Genomic DNA, 17,230 nt, shown 5'->3' with positions numbered 1-17,230 from the left:
GTGTCCCAACCTCCAACTTGCTCCGCTGATTCGGTCGGGAGGGAGGCGTCGCCAACGCCCGTGGTGCGGCCCATCTTCGGCGGAGGTGAGGGTTGCGATGGTTTGAGGCTCGGGTTCGTGTTCGGGCATGGAGGGGCTCCTGTGGGCAGGGGTGGGCGCGGAGCTGAGGTTGTAGTGGGGCCGGTCCTGGATGGTGGGCGGACCATGTTGAGGTCGACCTCAACATGGGTGTGAGCGTGGGCGCTCGATTGCTCGTGGCTGCGGTAGAGATCGGGCGGCCAGCGGAAGTCATCGCGGCGCTTGCGCGCTGGTTAGGGGCTTCTGGTACGGCTGGCCGGAAGGGGTGTCGGCTTCCGCACGCAGGGTCTTCATGATCTTGGTGAGGCGTTCTCCGCTGATGGTGAGCCCTTGGTTGCGGATGGCGGTTTCGATCGCCGTGCGGGAGGTCTCGCCGTGGGTTTCGACGGCCTGGCGGGCGATGGCGAGCAGCTCGTCGAGTTCGGCGCCCGGTGGGCGCCCTGTGCGGCGCTGTACGGGCTGGTCAGGGGTGGCGTGGGGCGGCTGGGCCATCTCGTCGGTATCGGCCGTTGTCGGGCCGTCGTTGGTTTCGCCCGCATGATCGGGAGTGGGCGGATCTGGTTGCACGGCCGGGAGGTGGGTGGCGGGTGTTCCGTTGGCGCCAGCGGAACTCCCCTTCTCCGCGGCCGGGGTTTCGGTCGTTCTGACGGTGTTGGTTATGGGTTCGGTGGTGGTGTGCGGATGTCGATGGGCGGGTGGGTGGTCGGGTGTGCTGGTGTGGCCGTGGCGGGCGATGAGGATGTGGAGGTGGACTGCTCCGGCGAGGGCGAGTGGGGCGATGGTGGACAGGACGGCGACGGTGGTGTCGCCGAGGTGTAGTCCGGTTGTGGTGGTGGGGAGTTGGTTGAGGCGGATGGCGTGCAGGGCGTTGGCCCAGATGCTGGCTGCGGTGGCGATGGCGAAGAGGGCGCCGACGTAGAGGCGGGCGCGTAGGGGTGCGGCGCGTAGGACGAGGAGGCCGCGGACGCCGTAGGCGATGAAGCCGTCGATGACGAGGGGGAAGAGGTAGGTCAGGGGCCAGCGGATGTGGATGGCGATGGCCATCTGCTGCAGGGCGTCGTAGGACAGGGCGCAGCCGGCGGCGCCGAGGAGGGTGATGGCGGCGCGGTCCCAGCCGGTGGCGGCCCGCCGCTCGGGCAGCGGCGTGGCGGGTATCGGGGCAGGCGTGGGCATGATGCGGGGTCTCCGTTTCCCCCGGCGGCGGGCGCTCGTCGTTGGCGCTGGTCGCCGGGGCGGCAGGTGCGGGGGAGGGCTTCGGCGCGGTGCCGGTTAGGCGGCGGGGTGGCGTCGGCGGTCCGGGCCGGTGAGAGTGAGCTGGCGGGTCATCTGCGCCAGCCGGGAGGTGACGCGGTCGCCGAGCTTGGTGCGCAGCTCGCGGATGGGCAGGTTGGTGGTGACCACGGTGGGTCTGAGGTACTCGTACCGGTGGTTGATCAGCCGGTAGACCAGTTCCTCGGTCCACTCCGAACTCTTCGCCGCGCCGAGGTCGTCGAGCAGAAGCAGCGGGCAGCGGGCCAGCGTCTGCATCTCGCGTTCGGGGTCGTGGCCGGTCCGGGGGCGCAGTTGCGCGTACAGGTCGGCTTCGGTGGTGGCCTGCCAGCGCAGGCGCATGCCAGCGGCGAGCAGGGCGCGGATCGCGCCGTACGCCTGGTGCGTCTTGCCCACCCCGGTCGGCCCGGCCAGCAGCAGCGAGCTGCCGGTGGCCGGGCCCGGTGCCCCACCGGGGCCTGGGCGGCCGGAGCGGGTGAGGTCGTCGACCCAGGCGGTGATGTCGGGGTGGTCGGTGATGGCGCGGCGGTAGCGGGGCGGGATGCGCTGCTCGGCCAGCTCCAGCGCCGCGATCGGCTCCGGACGGCCGTGCTCGGGTACCGCGTCGGCGGGGATGCCGCGGGTGGAGAGGATGCTGGTGAGACGCTCGGCGATCCGGTCGCCGACCACGGTGGCCACGGGCTGCGGCTCGGGCACCCTCAAAGCTCCTCGGCGTAGGCGGCGTCCGGATCAGCCGGGTTGGTCCACGCCCGGCGCGGCTGGCGCCCGTGTGTGTCTCCGGCTGGGTTCATGGCTTCGTTCACCAGCGAAGGAAGCACGCTGGGATGCATCGGCTTCGCCGCGAACCGCTCAAGCCCGACTCGGACGTGCTCGGCGGACACTCCCTCGCCGAGGAGCTGCTTGACCTCGCGGCCGAGGTGGTCGAGGACCCGCTTCGGCGGGCGGCTCGCGCAGGCCGCGACGTAACCGCCTATGAGCTTCCCGACCGCGCTGGTCTCAGGTGCGGGCGCGCTTGCGCGCCCCCCAACGGGGGATCCATGATCCACGGTCCTAGGTCCAAGATCCGGACCGTGAGCGCTCACCGCGCCCTCACCGACTCCTCCGTGTCGGCGCCGTGACGCCTCACTGCGCCCTCCGTGAGGCGTCACGGCGCCCTCGGTACGGGGAGCAGGAACCGGTGCCTGCGACGAAGGGACCGGAGCCGGTGACGGCGGTGTCGTGCCCGGCTGGTGTTTCGGGCAGGCGGGTACGCGTGAGCCGCTGGGCCGGTTGATCTTCTGGTGGCGGTGCCAGGAGACGACGTGCAAGTACGTCTTGCCATCGCCTGCGGTGTAGCGGCAGATCAGGTCGGCGTCGGCGAGCTGCGTGAGGTCCTCTTCGACGTCGAGGGGGGTGTGCTCGGGCCGTAGCGGCCACAACTGGCCCGCGATGATCGCCGGGTGGTCCCGGAGTCGGCCGTGGTCGTCGGCCTGGGTCAGCAGGCCGAAGAACGTGCGCTCTGCGGTCAGCGACACCGAAGCGAGCGATTCGGAGGTGAATGCCTCCGGTTTGATGGTGCGGATGCGTGCCATGCCTCACCACCCGCCAAGGGATGCGAGGCGGGCAGGGCAGACCGTACACTCGGTCACGGAAACTCCTCACCCGGCAGGCTTCGGGGCGGCAACCCCAGGCCAGAGCCGGTAGGTCGTTCAGGGATGGGCGGTCGTCGAGGTTTCTGCTTCGAACCCCCGGTGTTGGTAGCGCCGGGGGTTTCGTCATGCGTCGGGCATGATCCATTGTGGCACACCTCTGCGGATTGCAGCAAGTGTTATGCGGACCGCAGGACGCATGCTATGGTAGATCCACCCCTGCAAACCGCAGGACGGCCACTGCATACGGAAGGAGGTCTGGTGGTCGAAGCCGATGCCGACGACAGCGACATGCCGGGTCCGGAGGACGACGAAGACGGGCCGGCGCTGCGCGGCGAGGAGAACGTCGCCGTGCGCGTCCGCCTGGAGCGCGAGGCCCGCGGCTGGAGCACCAACGCCGTCTCCGACCGCATGAACGACGCCGGCTACGAGATGAACCCCTCCGCCGTCTGGCGCATCGAGAACGGCAAACGCCGCGTCAACGTCAACGAGGCCATCGGCCTGGCGGAGATCTTCGGCATCTCCCTGGAAAACCTCGTCGGCCCGCCGAAGCTGGCCGCCCACACCCGTGCCATGGAGCTGATCGAAGAGGTCCGCCGCAAGATGCGCGACAGCCACAAGGCCAGCCTCGCCTTCGCCCAGGCCCGCGACGCCTTCGACAATTACCTCGACAACCACCCCGAGATCAGCGACGAAGCCGAAGCCGTCATCGCCCGCACCCTCGCCGAGGAAACCGCCAACCTCCCCCAACCCTTCGAAGTCCGCCGCAACGACCCAGCCCCGGACACCGACTCCGACGACGAAGCCGACACCTGAGACCTCCCGGTCCCGGGCGCTACCAACGCCCGTGCCGCGAGCCGCAACACCCAACCGCCCATCCCTGAACCACCCATCACCGGTGCCCGGGTTGCCGCCCACCACCGGACACGTGAGGAGCCCTGGTGCCCGACAAATCCCTGCCCCTTGCCCAAGTAGCCCGCATCCTCGGCGTCGACGTAGAAGCGCTGGAACGCCTGGTCGCCGACCGTGAGGAGCAGGGCGACCCGACGCTGGTCGCCCTCACCGTCGAGGAAGCCGCCCGCCGCATCGGCATCGGGCGCACCAAGATGTACGAGTACGTCTCCTCCGGAGCGGTCCACTCCGTCCTCATCGGCAGACTCCGCCGCATCCCGGCCGAGGCCCTGGACGAGTTCCTCGCCAAGCGCCGCAGCGCCGACGACTTCACCACCGCGGCCTGAGGGGAGCGAACATGACAGAGCGCCGCAGATCCCGCCAGCCCAACGGAGCCTCCTCCATCTACCAAGGCAAGGACGGCCGCTGGCACGGCTACGTCACCGTCGGCGTAAAGGACGACGGCCGGCCCGACCGGCGCCACGTCACCGCCAAGACCCGTGCCCTGGTCACGAAGAAGGTCCGTGACCTGGAGCGGGAGCGCGACGCAGGTACCGTCCGGAAGGCCGGAAAGTCGTGGACAATCCAGAGCTGGCTACAGCACTGGATCCGCGAGATCGCGCCGCTGAGCGTTAGCGAGAACACCTTGAGCAGCTACGAGGTCGCGGTGCGCGTCCACCTCGTCCCCGGCCTCGGCGCGCACCGGCTGACACGGCTGCAGCCGGAGCACCTGGAGCGCTTCTACCAGAGGATGCAGGCCAACGGCAGCAAGCCGGCCACCGCCCACCAGGCCCATCGCACCATGCGTGTTGCCCTCGGTGAAGCGGTACGTCGCGGCCACCTGACGGTCAACGTGGCGAAGGTCGCCAAGGCTCCGCGTCTCGAAGAGGAGGAGATCGAACCGTACTCAGTCGAAGAGGTCCAGCGCCTCTTGCTCGCGGCCGAGAAGCAGCGTCCCACCGCTCGCTGGGTCATCGCCCTGGCCCTCGGACTGCGTCAGGGCGAAGTGCTGGGCCTGCGGTGGGCGGACGTCGATCTGGACGCTCAGATCCTCCGCGTGCGGCGCGGACGCCTGCGGCCGAAGTACGCCCACGGCTGCGGCGACACCTGCGGACGCAAGCCCGGCTACTGCCCTGATCGGCGGCAGGTCCGCCGCGAGACGAAGGACACCAAGTCCCGCGCGGGCAAGCGAATCGTTGGGCTGCCCGACGAACTGGTGAAGCTGCTGCGGCAGCACCGGCAGGAGCAGACCGAGGAGCGGACGGTCGCCCGGCAACTGTGGGTAGAGAAAGGCTACGTCTTCACCACCCCCACCGGGGAGCCGCTCAACCCCAACACCGACTACCACCATTGGAAGGAACTCCTGGCCGAGGCAGGAGTGCGCGACGCACGGCTGCACGACGCGCGCCACGCCGCCGCGACCGTGCTCTTGCTGCTCGGCGTTCACGAGCGGGTCGTGATGGCGATCATGGGCTGGTCATCTTCTGCGATGCCCAAGCGCTACCAGCACGTCACCGACCCGCTCCTGCGTGAGGCCGCCCACAAGGTCGGCGGACTGCTGTGGACGAAGCCGGACAGTGCCGCGATCGGGGACACCGAGCGAGCGCCTGACCGGGGCGCTCACGGCGCCACCTGAGGGGCGACTGCAACCAAAACTGCAACCAGCGCCCTCTACGGCCACGACGAGGCCCCGCAGCGGCATGTCGCTGCGGGGCCTCGTTTTGCCTGGTCAGGCGGGGTGCGGAGGATACGAGATTCGAACTCGTGAGGGTGTGAACCCAACACGCTTTCCAAGCGTGCGCCCTAGGCCTCTAGGCGAATCCTCCGCGGGCAACAGTACAAGACGGGGCGGGGTGGTCGCGAACTCGTTCGTTGGGGGTGGGATCGGTTAAGGTGGACCTGCCCCTCACGCGGCGCTATCTCGCTGAACTCCCCCAGGGCCGGAAGGCAGCAAGGGTAGGTGGGCTCTGGCGGGTGCGTGGGGGGCACCTTGCTGTCCGGGGCGGGGCGCGGGGGTTTCGTGGGTGGGCGCCGTTGTCGGCGGGCACCGATATCGTCGTAGTCGTGTCGCAGCTCGCTCTCTACCGCCGCTACCGACCCGAGACCTTCGGCGAGGTCATCGGGCAGGACCACGTGACCGGCCCGCTGCAGCAGGCGCTGCGGAACGGGCGGGTCAACCACGCGTATCTGTTCAGCGGGCCACGCGGCTGCGGGAAGACGACCAGCGCGCGCATCCTCGCCCGGTGTCTCAACTGCGAGCGCGGGCCGACGCCGGAGCCGTGCGGGGAGTGCCAATCGTGCCGGGACCTCGCGCGGAACGGGCCGGGGTCGATCGACGTCATCGAGATCGACGCCGCGTCGCACGGCGGTGTGGACGACGCGCGTGACCTGCGCGAGAAGGCGTTCTTCGGGCCTGCCGCCAGCCGGTACAAGATCTATATCGTCGACGAGGCGCACATGGTCACCTCCGCGGGGTTCAACGCCCTGCTGAAGGTGGTCGAGGAGCCGCCCGAGCACCTGAAGTTCATCTTCGCCACGACCGAGCCGGAGAAGGTCATCGGGACCATCCGGTCCCGGACCCACCACTATCCCTTCCGCCTCGTCCCGCCCGGCACCCTGCGCGACTATCTCGCCGATGTCTGCCGCGTCGAGTCGATCCCCGTCGAGGACGCGGTGCTGCCCCTGGTCGTACGGGCCGGGGCCGGCTCCGTGCGGGACTCGATGTCCGTCATGGACCAACTGCTCGCCGGTGCCGGTGAGCAGGGTGTGACGTACGCCATGGCCACCGCCCTCCTCGGGTATACGGACGACACCCTGCTCGACTCCGTCGTCGACGCCTTCGCGGCGGGCGACGGGGCGGCGGCGTTCGCGGTCGTGGAGCAGGTGATCGAGGGCGGGCACGATCCGCGGCGGTTCGTCACCGACCTGCTGGAGCGGCTGCGGGACCTCGTGATCCTCGCCGCCGTGCCGGACGCGGGCGACAAGGGGCTGATCGACGTTCCGGCGGACGTGCTGGAGCGGATGCGGCGCCAGGCCGACACCTTCGGCGCGGCCGAGCTGAGCCGCGCGGCCGACCTCGTGAACGAGGGGCTGACCGAGATGCGCGGCGCCACCGCGCCCCGGCTGCAGCTCGAACTGATCTGCGCGCGCGTGCTGCTCCCCGGCGCGTACGGGGACGAGCGCTCGGTGATGGCCCGGCTGGACCGCCTGGAGCGCAACGCCGCCACGGGGCCGCCCACGGTGGGGTACGTACCGGGGCCGGACGCCCACCGGCCTCCTGGCAGGGGCGGGGGCGGTCAGGGTGCCGGCGGTGGCGGTGTCGCCGGCGGTGGCGGTGTCGCCGATGGTGCCGGTGGTGACGCCGGTAGCGGGGGTGCCGGGGCGGCCCGTGCGGCCCTTGCCGGGCAGGGTGGTCCGGCTCCTGCCGGTGGCGGGTCATCCTCTGCTGCGTCTGATGCCGGTAGGGATGTTTCCGGGCCCCCTGCGGCCGCTGCTGTCGATTCCGGGCCCCCGGGCTCCGGTGGCGGTGACGGGCCGGCCCGTCGGCCCGGGGCCTGGCCCGGGAGCGGGGGCTCGGCGGCGTCCGGCGCGGCGTCCGGGGGCGCAGTACCTGCTTCGGCGCCCGCACCTGCACCTGCACCCGGGCCTGCGGCAGCACCCGCACCCGCCCCCGTGGCGGCGCAGGCTCCTGCGGCTACGGCTCAGGGCGTGCCCGCGCAGCAGGGCGGTGGGGTGGCGGGTGCCGCTTCGGTGCGGCAGATGTGGCCCGACATCCTTGAGGCCGTCAAGCACCGGCGGCGCTTCACCTGGATTCTGCTGAGCCAGAACGCCCAGGTCACCGGGTTCGACGGCGGGACTCTCCAGATCGGCTTCAGCAACGTCGGAGCGCGGGACAGCTTCGTCAACGGCGGCAGCGACGAGGTGCTGCGCGAGGCGCTGGCCGAGCGGTTCGACGTGCAGTGGAAGGTCGAGGCCATCGTGGACCCGACCGGCGGCTCCGGCGGTGGGCCCGGCGGCGGGGGTTCCGGCGGCGGGCCCGGCGGCCCGGGGCCCGGAGGCGGTGGCGGGTTCGGTGGTGGCGGCGGTGGCGGCGCCGGGTTGCGGCAGTCCGTACAGACCTCGCCCGCGCCCTCCGTACCGGCGCCTGCTCCCCCCCAGCAGCCCCGGCCCGCGGCCTCCGGTCCCGGCGGGCCGCGCCCGCCCGATCCCGGGCCGCCCCCCGATCCGGGACCGCCTCCGCCGCCCCTGGAGGACGACATTCCCGACGAGGACGACCCCGACCTCGTCGACACCGCTCTGTCCGGCCACGACCTCATCGTCCGTGAGCTGGGCGCCACCGTCATAGAGGAGATCCGCCACGACTAGGCGCCCCGCCCGCATACTCCGCAAGGATGACGACGGCGGGAGGAGCGGCGACTCCTCGCGGGGCAACCCAAGTGCCGCGCGTCCTCCCTGCGATGGACGGCAGCGCGGCGGCTGAGAACGTAGGCTCGGCTGGACCGGCCGGACACCCGGGCCGGCGACCTCGACGCAGACGCGGACAGACGCAGAACAGAACCAGAACAGACGAAGACAGAAGCAGACGAAGACCCAGCCGCAGAGAACTACTGCAGTAGCGCGACAAGGAGCGAGCGACGTGATGCCTGGTGGTGGCCAGCCCGACATGCAGCAGTTGCTGCAGCAGGCCCAGAAGATGCAGCAGGAGCTCGCCTCCGTCCAGCAGGAGCTGGCCGAGACGCCGGTCGAGGGGACCGCGGGCGGCGGGCTGGTGAAGGCCACGGTGACCGGCTCCGGTGAGCTGACCGGTCTGGTGATCGACCCGCGCGCCGTCGACGCCGAGGACACCGAGACGCTGGCCGACCTCGTCGTGGCCGCCGTACGGGACGCGAACAACGCCGCGCAGCAGCTTCAGCAGGAGCGCCTCGGCCCGCTCGCGCAGGGGCTCGGCGGGATGCCGGGGCTGCCCTTCTGACCCCTCGTTCCGTCGTTCCGGCGGGTTCGTTCCCGGCCGTCCGGATCTGCCGGGTTCCGGAACCGGAGGCCCCGCCCCGAAGCAGGTTGAACCCGGCGGTAGCGGCTAGCTTGGTGCAGGAGAGCGGACACGAGAGAGGCGTTGCGTGTACGAAGGCGTGGTCCAGGATCTGATCGACGAGTTGGGCAGGCTGCCCGGCGTCGGTCCCAAGAGCGCGCAGCGCATCGCCTTCCACATCCTGCAGGCCGAGCCGGCCGACGTCCGCCGGCTGGCGCATGCGCTGACCGAGGTGAAGGAGAAGGTCCGGTTCTGCGCGGTCTGCGGGAACGTCGCGCAGGAGGAGCACTGCCGGATCTGCGCCGATCCGCGGCGCGACCCCGCCGTCCTGTGCGTGGTCGAGGAGCCCAAGGACGTCGTGGCCATCGAACGGACCCGTGAGTTCCGCGGGCGGTACCACGTGCTCGGCGGCGCGATCAGCCCCATCGAGGGCGTCGGCCCGGACGACCTGCGCATCCGGGAGCTGCTCGCCCGGCTCGCGGACGGCGCCGTCACGGAGCTGATCCTCGCCACCGACCCCAACCTCGAAGGCGAGGCCACGGCCACGTATCTGGCCCGCATGGTCAAGGCCATGGGTCTGAAGGTGACCCGGCTGGCAAGCGGCCTGCCCGTCGGCGGCGATCTGGAGTACGCGGACGAGGTCACCCTCGGCCGTGCCTTCGAAGGCAGGCGGTTGCTCGATGTCTGAAACGGAACCACGTGCCCGCCGGCTGGATCCCGGCGCAGCGCCCAGCAGCCCGGCAGGCCGCCGCACGCGCCCTGCCGGTGCGCGGGGCGCCGACAGAGGAGGTCTGCTCGATGTCTGACGCCACCACGCACCAGGCGACGCAGGACCCGGACAGCTTCGCGGTCCAGATCGCCGACTCGATCGAGAGCTTCATCGTCGCGGTCACCGAGGTCGCCAAGGGCGACGAGCCGAACAGCGCGGTGCCCTTCCTGCTGCTGGAGGTCTCGCAGCTGCTGCTGGCCGGCGGCCGGCTGGGCGCGCACGAGGACTTCGTGCCGGACGAGCGGTACGAGCCGGACACCGGCCCCGAGCCGGACGTGGACGAGCTGCGCGAGCGGTTCGCCGAGCTGCTGGACCCGGTGGACGTCTACTCCGAGGTCTTCGACCCGTACGTGCCGCGCAGCACCCCCGTCGCCAGCCGGATCTCCGACGACCTCGCCGACGTGATCACCGACCTGCGGCACGGCCGCGCGCACTACGCGGCGGGGCGGGTCAACGAGGCGCTGTGGTGGTGGCAGTTCTCGTACCTGTCCAACTGGGGGCCGACCGCGAGCGCCTGCCTGCGCGCGCTGCAGTCGCTGGTGGCGCACGTACGGCTGGACACGCCCCTGGGGGAGCTGGACGGGCTCGACACCGACAGCGATGCCGCGGTGGACGACGGGCGGCTGGAGGAAGAGGCGGGCCGCGTGATGGCGGCGGAGATCGCGGAGCCGCTGGGGCTGCGGCGTACCTGAGCCGGGGGCGCGGCGTGCGGGCCGGGGCGCGCGGCGTGGTGCGTACGCCGTGCGTACGTGCCGAGTGCCGGGTGTGCGCGCTGTGTTCGCCTCCCTCGGTCCCGCCCGGATTGCGGGGCTCCGGATGTGAGCTGCCTTACGTTTCCGTGTGCCCGCGGTGGTCCCGGGCAGGTACGTCTCCGAGCCGGCCCGCCCTGTGCGTACCCGTCGGCTCGGTAGACTGAGCCGACCGAAACACCATTGCGAGGAGCGCACGTGGGCCTTGTCGTGCAGAAGTACGGCGGCTCTTCCGTCGCCGACGCCGAGGGCATCAAGCGCGTCGCCAAGCGGATCGTCGAGACCAAGAAGGCCGGCCACCAGGTCGTCGTCGTGGTGTCCGCGATGGGCGACACGACGGACGAGCTGATCGATCTCGCCGAGCAGGTCTCGCCGATCCCGACCGGGCGCGAGCTCGACATGCTGCTCACCGCGGGCGAGCGGATCTCCATGGCTCTGCTGGCGATGGCGATCAAGAAGCTCGGTCACGAGGCGCTGTCGTTCACCGGCAGCCAGGCGGGTGTGATCACCGACGAAGTGCACAACAAGGCGCGGATCATCGACGTCACGCCCGGCCGGATCCAGGAGGCGGTCGACAAGGGCGCCATCGCGATCGTCGCCGGCTTCCAGGGCGTTTCGCAGGACAGCAAGGACATCACGACGCTCGGCCGCGGCGGCTCGGACACCACGGCGGTGGCGCTGGCGGTGGCGCTGGAGGCGGAGGTCTGCGAGATCTACACCGACGTGGACGGCGTGTTCACCGCCGATCCGCGGGTGGTGAAGAAGGCCCGTAAGATCGACCGGATCCCGTACGAGGACATGCTCGAACTGGCCACCAGCGGATCGAAGGTCCTGCTGCACCGCTGCGTCGAGTACGCCCGCCGGTACAACATGCCCATTCATGTCCGCTCCTCGTTCTCGGGGCATCCGGGCACCTGGGTAGGCAATATCTCCGAGGGAGCAGAAGGCATGGAGCACGCGATCATCTCCGGAGTCGCGCACGACGTCTCCGAGGCGAAGATCACGGTGGTCGGGGTCCCGGACAAGCCGGGCGAGGCCGCCGCCATCTTCCGGGCGATTGCGGACGCCGAAATCAACATCGACATGGTGGTGCAGAACGTCTCGGCCGCCGCCACCGGCCTGACCGACATCTCCTTCACCCTGCCCAAGACCGACGGCCACCGTGCGATGGAGCTGCTGACCAAGGCGCAGCCGTCGATCGGCTTCGAGTCGCTGCGCTACGACGACCAGGTCGGCAAGATCTCCCTGGTCGGCGCCGGGATGCGCTCGCACCCGGGCGTGACGGCCACGTTCTTCGAGGCGCTGTCCAACGCCGGCGTCAACATCGAGCTGATCTCCACCTCGGAGATCCGTATCTCGGTGGTGACCCGCGAGGACGTGGTCAAGGACGCGGTGCGCGCCGTGCACACGGCGTTCGGCCTCGACAGCGAGAGCGACGAGGCGGTCGTCTACGGCGGCACGGGCCGCTGAACCAGTTGTCATCGATCTGTTGGTCCATACCGCTTGCGCCGAACACCCTTCCCATCCGACGATTTCGGTTCGCGCCGTCTGCAACCGCGGCGGCGCCGCGAAGCGTCTCTGTCCCTGCCCGCATTGGCCGGCTGCACGGGTAGCGAGGGAGTGGGCATGGCAGTACGCGCGGTAACACCACCGTCGTTGCCGCCGTGCGCGTACAACCTTGACGGGGGTCGGAGTGTCAAACAGGCGTGGCAGAGGCACTCAGCATTGCGACCCTTCCGGCCGGCCCCGCGCTGCGCCCCGGTTCCTCCGCGGCGTCCCGGGGGCTGCCGGTGATCGCGCCGTGGTCTGCGCGGCCCGCCGCGAAGAAGTCCGCGGCGGACGCTGACGACGCCATGGCGGAGGGCACCAGCGTCGACCACCTCACCGAGACGTACCAGACCCACTACAGGTCGCTGCTCGGTCTCGCCGCGCTCCTGCTCGACGACCTCGCCTCCTGCGAGGACGTGGTGCAGGAGGCCTTCATCCGCGTCCACTCGGCGCGCAAGCGGGTCAAGGACCCGGACAAGACCCTCGCCTATCTGCGGCAGACGGTCGTCAACCTGTCACGTTCCGCGCTCCGTCGGCGCATCACCGGGCTGAAGCTGCTCTCCAAGCCCATGCCCGACATGGCCAGCGCGGAAGAGGGTGCGTACGAACAGTTGGAGCGCGACCAATTGATCCAGGCGATGCGCGGGCTGCAGCGCCGGCAGCGCGAGGTGCTCGTGCTGCGTTACTTCGCGGACATGACCGAAGCTCAGGCGGCCGAGGCGCTGGGCATCTCGCTCGGCTCCGTCAAGGCGTACGGCTCCCGGGGCATCGCCGCACTGCGAACAGCCATGGGAGCGCAGGCATGAGCGAGCGTTTCTACGGATCGGGGCCGCCATGGGAGCGGGGCTCCGAGGAATCCGGCGGGTCGGGCTCCAGCGGGCCCGGATCCGGGCGCGGACGTGGGGCAGTGGATGTGGCGGAGACGGCGGAACTGCCGGAGTTGCCGGATGTGCCGGCGGGTTCGGACGAGGTGACGGCGCCGCTGCCCGAGGCGGCGGTGCCGGAGGCGCCGGGGCGTGGGGCCGCGGAGCCGGACGACGGGGCGAAGGTGCGGGGCGCGGCGGCCAGGTCGAAGGAGGCCGGCGCGGGCTCGGACGAGCCGGGTGCTGTGCCGCACGGTGCTTCCGGGCCGGGCGGCGCTGCCGGGTCCGGGGCTTCTGCCGGGTCGGGTGGTGCTGCCGGGTCGGGCGGTGCTGCCGGGTCCGGCGGTGCGGAGGGGCCGGAGGGCCCCGGTGGCCCGGACGGTCGTCCTGAGCCGGCCGGGCTCGACGGCTCGCACGGTGCGGGTGGCGCGGCCGGCTTCGGTGGTGCGAGCGGTCCCGGCGGGGCCGGGACCCCGCGGTGGCCCGGTGGCTACGGCGGCGGGGGCGGCGGCGACGACGCGGGCGGCGAGGACGAGCTGCGGCTGCTGCTGCACTCCGCGGTCGACGGTCTGGAGCCGGCGCCGGGCACGCTGCAGTACCTGCAGCGGGCGGTGCCCGCGCGGCGTACGCGCCGCCGCCAGCTGGTCGCGGTCGCCGCGGTCGCGGTGGTCGCCTTGGCCGTCTCCGTGCCGGCGCTGATGAACGTCGCCGGCTCGACCAGCGAGAAGAACCCGCGCCAGGACATCGCCAACAGCCAGCTTCCCGGCGCCGGGCAGCAGGGCGGCGGCGGCGCCGTCGAGGGCAACGACTCGGACGCCACCGCCGGCACCACGGAGCCGAGCGACAAGGAAAAGAAGACCGAGAGCCCCGGGCACGAAGAGAACACCGCCGCCCCGACCGGCGGCTCCGAGGGCACGACCGACCCGGAGCCGTGCGCGCCGACGCAGGTCAGCGAGCCGGTCGCGGCGAGCGGCACGCCGGACGAGGTGGGCCGGGTCACCGGGTCCTTCACCGTCACCAACGTCTCCACCACCGCCTGCGTGGTCGAGTCGTCCGACGGCGTCCAGGTGGGCGGCACGTTCGGCGCGGCGAGCGCCAGCGCGGTCGACACCCGGACGCACACCGTCGGCGACGCCGCCACGGACCTGCTGCCGTCGCCGGCGGCGACCGGCGCCCTGGTGCTCGCGCCCAGCGAGTCGTACGTGGTGGAGTTCGCCTGGGTGCCGGAGACCAGCAGCGACGGCGGCTGCACCACCACCGCCACCACGCCGACGCCGGACCCCACCGACGACACCCAGTCGTCCCCGGACGAGACGCAGTCCGAGACCGACCAGGGGACCGAGACCGGCGGCGACACCGGCGGTACCGGCGAGCCGGGCGAAGGCGACGGCACCACCGACGGCTCCGTCACCCTGACCCACTCGCCGGAGGCCGACTCCTCCGCCGTGGCCAGCGTCACGGTCCAGAACGCCTGCGCCGGCACCGTCTACTACACCGAACCGCTCCCGGGCGCCTGACCCGGCCCGCGTTCGCGGCCCCCTGGGCGGACGGCCGCGGGGGAGGCCGTACCGTGGAGGCGTGTACCGGTTCCTGCTGACGCCCCGGTGGTGGGTCGTCAACGTCCTCGCCGCACTCGCCATCCCCGTCTGCCTGGTCATGGGCAGCTGGCAGATGAGCCGCTTCGAGACGCGCGTGGACACCCACCAGGAACAGCAGGAGCGGCAGGACCGCGCCGCCGACGGCATCGACGGCCGGCCGATGGGCGAGCTGCTGCCCGTGACCCAGGAGACGACCGGCGACGCGGCCACCGTCACCGGGCGCTACGGCCCCCAACTCCTCGTCCCCGACCGCACCCTCGACGGTAAGACCGGCTTCTACGTGCTCACCCTCCTGCGCACCGACGCCCCCGTGGGCGGCGACGGCGACGCCGGATCCCGTACCTCCGTTCCCGTCCTGCGCGGCTGGCTGCCCGGCGAGGCCGACCCGGCGAAGGCCCCCGAGTCGCCCGCCGGCGAGGTCACCGTCACCGGCGCCCTGCAGGCGTCCGAGCACCAGGGCTCCCCCGGCGTGCATACCGAGGGCGGGCTGCCCCGCGGCCAGGTCGGCATGATCAGCGCCGCGGCGCTGGTCAACGTGGTCGACGAGCAGGTCTCCACAGCCTGGGTCACGCTCTTCGAGGCAGACGGCGGGATGCAGCCCGTTCCCGCCGAGGTCCCGCAGGGCAGCGGGCTCGACCTCAAGGCGTTCCAGAACCTCGGCTACACGGCCCAGTGGTTCGTCTTCGCCGGCTTCGTGATCTTCATGTGGTACCGGCTCTTCCGCCGCGAGGCGGAGGTCGCCCGCGACACGGCCCTCGGCCTCACCTCCCCCGATCCTGACGAGAGCGGTCCCGGGGCTCCGGATCCGGCTGCTGCGGCCGCGGAGCCAGGTCCGGAAGCAGATGACGGCGAACGAAGTCGAGCTCCAGCCTCAACTGCTTGATCCGCTCGTCCACGACCAGCGAGCCGTGCCCCGCGTCGTAGCGGTACACCTCGTGCGGATGCCCGCGCTCCGTCAGCCGCCCGATGTAGTTCTCCACCTGCCGGATCGGGCACCGCGGATCGTTGACCCCCGCGGAGACGAAGACCGGCGCCCGTACGTCGTCCACGTACGTCAGCGGTGACGACGCGGCGTAGCGCTCGGGGACGTCCTCCGGCGAGCCGCCCATCAGCGTGCGGTCCAGCGCCTTCAGGGCCTCCATCTCGTCCTCGTACGCCGCCACGTAGTCCGCTACGGGCACCGCCGCCAGGCCCAGCGCCCAGACGTCCGGCTGCGTGCCGAGGGCGAGGAGCGCCAGATAACCGCCCCACGAGCCGCCGCCGACGACCAGCCGCTCGGGATCCGCGAGACCGGAGGCGACGGCCCACTCCCGCACGGCCGCGATGTCCTCCAGCTCGATGAGGCCCACCCGGTGCTTCAGGGCGTCGGTCCACTCCCGGCCGTAGCCGGTGGAGCCGCGGTAGTTGACGCGGACGACGGCGAAGCCGTGATCGACCCAGGCCGCCGGGCCGGCCGCGAAGGTGTCGCTGTCCTGCCACGTCGGGCCCCCGTGCACGTCGAACAGGCAGGGGAACGGGCCTTCACCGGCCGGCCGCTGGACCAGCGCGTGGATACGCCCGCCGGGCCCGTCGACCCAGGCGTCCTCCACCGGCACCGAGCCCGGCGCCGGCGGGCCCGGCGGCTGCAGCACCACGGCCCCCTCGGCGGAGCGCACCTGCGGCGGCTCGGCGCCCGACGACCAGTGGAACTCCACCGTGCCGTCCGGCCGCGCCGTCGCCCCCGAGATCGTCCCCGGCGGGGTCTCGACCCGGGTCAGGGCGCCGGAGTCGGCGCCCTCCAGCCCGTACCGCCACAGCTCGCTGCGCGCCTGGTACGTATGCAGCACGAGCAGCGCGCTGCCGTCGGGATACCACTCCGCCGACACGTCCCCCGGCAGGTCGAGCTCCAGCTCCCGGGCCTGCCCCGTGACCGGGTCCCAGATCATCGGCTCCCAGCGGCCGCGCCGCTGGTGCCCGACGAGCAGCCGCGGGTCGCCCGCCACCGGTGCGAAGCCCAGCACCTCCAGGCCCAGTTCCTCCCGGCCGCCCTTGGTGTCGTCCAGCTCGGCGACCATCGGGTCCCCGCCGGGGGCGCCGGCGAGCCGCAGCACCCGCAGGGCGGCGTGCATCGCGTCGCCGTGCTCGGTGTGCTCGATGGCGAGCAGCCTGCCGTCGTGCGAGAGGTCGCCGACGCCGGCGGACTCCCGGTGCCGGTAGATCTCGCTGGGCTCGCCGCCGGGCCGGACGAGGTGGATCGTCGTCCCCGTCTCCTCCGTGGACCGGCCGACCACCGCCGAGCCGTCCCGCCCGAGCGCGAGGCCCGCCGAGTACGCCGCCGGCAGCCCCGGCGCCGCCGCCCGGTCCTGCCCCGGGGCGGCTCCCGCGAACGGCTGCCGCCGCCACACCCCGAACTCGTCTCCGTCGGTGTCGCAGAACCACCACACCCACTCGCCGTCCGGCGTCAGCGCGCCGTCCGTCGTGCCGTTCGGCCGGTCGGTGACCTGGCGGATGCCGCCCGTGCGGCGGTCCCAGGCGTACAGCTCGAACGTGCCCGTCACGTTCGACACGTACAGCGCGCGGTCCGGCGCGTCCTCCGCCCATCCGGGCAGGCTGATCCGCGGCGCCCGGAACCGCCGCTCCCACGCGGGGGTCGCGCCCGCCTGCCCGCTCGGGAGGGCGCCTGTCTCGCCTCCGCCTGCCTCTGCGCCGCCGGTCCCGTCCGCGCCGTTTCCGTGGCGCCCGCCGTCTCCGTAGCCCTCGCCGCCGACGCTCGCGTCGTCACCGGCACGTCCCGCCTTGCCCCCGTCGATCTCGCTCATGCCGACATTC

14 protein-coding genes, 1 tRNA gene, 1 other RNA gene and 1 pseudogene are annotated in these 17,230 nt (G+C 72.0%); 12 read left to right on the top strand and 5 right to left on the bottom strand.

The window, feature by feature from the left end; translation table 11 throughout:
* Window positions 1-288: 288 nt before the first annotated feature.
* From ABGA99_RS19185 to ABGA99_RS19175, 3 genes are all read right to left on the bottom strand, one after another.
* Window positions 289-1,251 (bottom strand): DUF2637 domain-containing protein, encoded by a 963-nt coding sequence (locus ABGA99_RS19185; RefSeq protein WP_347578472.1) that lies wholly within the window; start codon window positions 1,249-1,251, stop codon window positions 289-291.
* A 96-nt stretch (window positions 1,252-1,347) separates the two neighbouring features.
* Complete coding sequence (locus tag ABGA99_RS19180; protein WP_347583049.1) at window positions 1,348-2,043, bottom strand: ATP-binding protein; 696 nt, start codon at window positions 2,041-2,043, stop codon at window positions 1,348-1,350.
* Between the two features lie 2 nt (window positions 2,044-2,045).
* The gene (locus ABGA99_RS19175; protein WP_347578474.1) at window positions 2,046-2,918 is read right to left on the bottom strand and encodes a hypothetical protein; all 873 of its coding nucleotides are present in this window, start codon (window positions 2,916-2,918) and stop codon (window positions 2,046-2,048) included.
* Between the two features lie 348 nt (window positions 2,919-3,266).
* On the opposite strand from ABGA99_RS19175, the gene ABGA99_RS19170 reads away from it, so the two are divergent.
* The 3 genes from ABGA99_RS19170 to ABGA99_RS19160 all read left to right on the top strand — a co-directional run bounded on the left by ABGA99_RS19170 (window position 3,267) and on the right by ABGA99_RS19160 (window position 5,502).
* Entirely contained in the window at window positions 3,267-3,791 is a 525-nt protein-coding gene (locus ABGA99_RS19170; RefSeq protein ID WP_347578622.1) for a helix-turn-helix transcriptional regulator, read from the top strand.
* Window positions 3,792-3,916: 125 nt separating this feature from the next.
* Window positions 3,917-4,213 (top strand): helix-turn-helix domain-containing protein, encoded by a 297-nt coding sequence (locus tag ABGA99_RS19165; RefSeq protein ID WP_347578475.1) that lies wholly within the window; start codon window positions 3,917-3,919, stop codon window positions 4,211-4,213.
* A gap of 11 nt (window positions 4,214-4,224) precedes the next feature.
* On the top strand, window positions 4,225-5,502 hold the full coding sequence (locus ABGA99_RS19160; protein WP_347578476.1) for a tyrosine-type recombinase/integrase: 1,278 nt from the start codon (window positions 4,225-4,227) through the stop codon (window positions 5,500-5,502).
* 105 nt (window positions 5,503-5,607) lie between these two features.
* On the opposite strand, the gene ABGA99_RS19155 is transcribed toward ABGA99_RS19160, so the two are convergent.
* A tRNA-Ser gene (locus ABGA99_RS19155) sits at window positions 5,608-5,692 on the bottom strand.
* Window positions 5,693-5,763: 71 nt separating this feature from the next.
* Between ABGA99_RS19155 and ffs the strand changes: the two genes are divergently transcribed.
* The 9 genes and pseudogenes from ffs to ABGA99_RS19110 all read left to right on the top strand — a co-directional run.
* Window positions 5,764-5,860, top strand: an RNA gene (gene ffs, locus ABGA99_RS19150) — signal recognition particle sRNA small type.
* Window positions 5,861-5,930: 70 nt separating this feature from the next.
* A complete protein-coding gene (locus ABGA99_RS19145; protein WP_347578477.1) occupies window positions 5,931-8,231 on the top strand; it encodes a DNA polymerase III subunit gamma and tau in 2,301 nt (766 codons plus the stop codon).
* Between the two features lie 271 nt (window positions 8,232-8,502).
* Window positions 8,503-8,838, top strand: coding sequence for a YbaB/EbfC family nucleoid-associated protein (locus ABGA99_RS19140; protein ID WP_347578478.1), 336 nt, complete (start codon window positions 8,503-8,505; stop codon window positions 8,836-8,838).
* A 145-nt stretch (window positions 8,839-8,983) separates the two neighbouring features.
* Window positions 8,984-9,583 (top strand): recombination mediator RecR, encoded by a 600-nt coding sequence (gene recR, locus ABGA99_RS19135; protein WP_047016582.1) that lies wholly within the window; start codon window positions 8,984-8,986, stop codon window positions 9,581-9,583.
* 110 nt (window positions 9,584-9,693) lie between these two features.
* On the top strand, window positions 9,694-10,356 hold the full coding sequence (locus ABGA99_RS19130; protein ID WP_347578479.1) for a DUF5063 domain-containing protein: 663 nt from the start codon (window positions 9,694-9,696) through the stop codon (window positions 10,354-10,356).
* 255 nt (window positions 10,357-10,611) lie between these two features.
* Window positions 10,612-11,883, top strand: a complete 1,272-nt coding sequence (locus ABGA99_RS19125; RefSeq protein ID WP_347578480.1) for an aspartate kinase — start codon at window positions 10,612-10,614, stop codon at window positions 11,881-11,883.
* A 254-nt stretch (window positions 11,884-12,137) separates the two neighbouring features.
* Complete coding sequence (locus ABGA99_RS19120; protein WP_347578623.1) at window positions 12,138-12,767, top strand: SigE family RNA polymerase sigma factor; 630 nt, start codon at window positions 12,138-12,140, stop codon at window positions 12,765-12,767.
* A 101-nt stretch (window positions 12,768-12,868) separates the two neighbouring features.
* A complete protein-coding gene (locus ABGA99_RS19115) occupies window positions 12,869-14,341 on the top strand; it encodes a hypothetical protein (RefSeq protein ID WP_347583048.1) in 1,473 nt (490 codons plus the stop codon).
* A gap of 61 nt (window positions 14,342-14,402) precedes the next feature.
* A pseudogene (locus tag ABGA99_RS19110) lies at window positions 14,403-15,197 on the top strand (SURF1 family protein); the annotation flags it as partial.
* Here ABGA99_RS19110 and ABGA99_RS19105 read toward each other — a convergent pair.
* On the bottom strand, window positions 15,184-17,220 hold the full coding sequence (locus ABGA99_RS19105) for a prolyl oligopeptidase family serine peptidase (RefSeq protein WP_347583047.1): 2,037 nt from the start codon (window positions 17,218-17,220) through the stop codon (window positions 15,184-15,186). The pseudogene ABGA99_RS19110 and the gene ABGA99_RS19105 sit on opposite strands and share 14 nt — an antisense overlap.
* Window positions 17,221-17,230: the final 10 nt, after the last annotated feature.

This window comes from Streptomyces sp. B5E4 (assembly GCF_039871555.1).
GTDB lineage: Bacteria > Actinomycetota > Actinomycetes > Streptomycetales > Streptomycetaceae > Streptomyces.
Note: the sequence above shows the minus strand (reverse complement) of the source record. Positions and strands in the feature narration are given on the sequence as shown.

Excerpts from the sequence above, each read along its gene's own strand:
- ABGA99_RS19185 (WP_347578472.1), bottom strand. The coding sequence starts at position 1,251 with ATGCCCACGCCTGCCCCGATACCCGCCACGCCGCTGCCCGAGCGGCGG.
- ABGA99_RS19175 (WP_347578474.1), bottom strand. The coding sequence starts at position 2,918 with ATGGCACGCATCCGCACCATCAAACCGGAGGCATTCACCTCCGAATCG.
- ABGA99_RS19170 (WP_347578622.1), top strand. The coding sequence starts at position 3,267 with ATGCCGGGTCCGGAGGACGACGAAGACGGGCCGGCGCTGCGCGGCGAG.
- ABGA99_RS19160 (WP_347578476.1), top strand. The coding sequence starts at position 4,225 with ATGACAGAGCGCCGCAGATCCCGCCAGCCCAACGGAGCCTCCTCCATC.
- ABGA99_RS19130 (WP_347578479.1), top strand. The coding sequence starts at position 9,694 with ATGTCTGACGCCACCACGCACCAGGCGACGCAGGACCCGGACAGCTTC.
- ABGA99_RS19105 (WP_347583047.1), bottom strand. The coding sequence starts at position 17,220 with ATGAGCGAGATCGACGGGGGCAAGGCGGGACGTGCCGGTGACGACGCG.